The organism is Luteimonas notoginsengisoli (assembly GCF_042648885.1).
Lineage (GTDB): Bacteria > Pseudomonadota > Gammaproteobacteria > Xanthomonadales > Xanthomonadaceae > Luteimonas > Luteimonas notoginsengisoli.
Map to the genome: position 1 here is coordinate 1 of NZ_JBHRYF010000016.1, position 1,199 is coordinate 1,199.

Consider the following 1,199-nt stretch of genomic DNA (forward strand, 5'->3'; position numbering starts at 1 on the left):
TCTGCATCCAATATCAGGAAGTCCGTGATCTTCAAAGATTGCGGCCCTCTTGTTCTGCGGCCTAACGCTTGAGTTAAGCCGAGCCGCGAAGCGGCTTCGGCTTGAACGAATTGTTAGGCAGCAGCTCCTTGACCATGTGTGCGTTGGACAGCGTTACGTCCATTACTGCTACCGACTGACGAACGTGCACTACGAAGCCATGCCAAGTGAAGAATCCTTCTGCAGCAAGGCTGACATTGGCAGAGAGCTTGGACAAGCCACGGTCCTCCGCAACATCATGGATATGCCGCATAAGCCCAGAGCCGACGCCACGACGAGCAAACTCTCCTGACACAAAGAAGTGGTCGATGTAGCCGGATACCTGGAGGTCAGCGTAACCAGCTACTCGACTGCCAACAACCGCTACAAATGGGCGAATCGCAGCAATCTTCTCGTGCCATCTATCCCTGTCGTAGATGGCCGGCGCCCATGCGTTGATCTGCTCGCGTGTGTAGTGGGCCCGGGCCAGTTGATGTACAGATGACAGGAATACATCTCGAAGGATTGCTTCTTCTCCCGGTATGTACTCGCGGATGAGCATGTTCTGCTGCCTAACGCCTGAGTTAAGCCGACTTGCGTAGCGTAGCCGACAACGTGGCAAGCTTTACCTGCCACGTTGTTGGTGTAGCGAAGCAAGTTCGGCTTGAACGAATTGTTAGACCTATGGCCCCGTAAGCGCAGTGACCTCATCTGAGTCTGCGAGAAGTTCGAGAAGTTCCTTGCGTGCTCCCAAAGCGAATGACACGACTTGATGCCATTTTGGGTCTGCAAGAATTGCTGCATGGTCGTAGACGTCCCCATGCGGTGGTTGATACGCGTCTGCAGCTGCATGAAATTGAGCTATTGCCTGAGCCTCGGAAGCACTAATAAACCCATCTCTGACGTAGTCGGCATAGCCGTCTTCTACGCCGCACCCGTGGAAGTAGGAGCAAAGGAACTCTGCGTATGACCAGTGGGGATTATTTGGCTCCAGTCCTCCGAGCCAGCTACTCTCCTGAAGCCCATAGTCTGAGTATTCTTGAATGGAGGCAAGCCATCCAAGTCTCCAGGTTCTTTTGAAGTCGGCGTCGTCGTGGCTGGCTGACATAGGTCTAACACCTTGAAATAAGCCGACCCGCGAAGCGGGTTCGGCTTGATTGAACTGTTAGGCCGCCGGCCGA

Annotated in this window: 1 protein-coding gene; it reads right to left on the bottom strand. The window is 54.0% G+C overall.

The window, feature by feature from the left end:
• Window positions 1-73 precede the first annotated feature (73 nt).
• Complete coding sequence (locus ACFOM9_RS15055; protein WP_386712709.1) at window positions 74-580, bottom strand: GNAT family N-acetyltransferase; 507 nt, start codon at window positions 578-580, stop codon at window positions 74-76.
• Window positions 581-1,199: the final 619 nt, after the last annotated feature.

Excerpts from the sequence above, each read along its gene's own strand:
- ACFOM9_RS15055 (WP_386712709.1), bottom strand. The coding sequence starts at position 580 with ATGCTCATCCGCGAGTACATACCGGGAGAAGAAGCAATCCTTCGAGAT.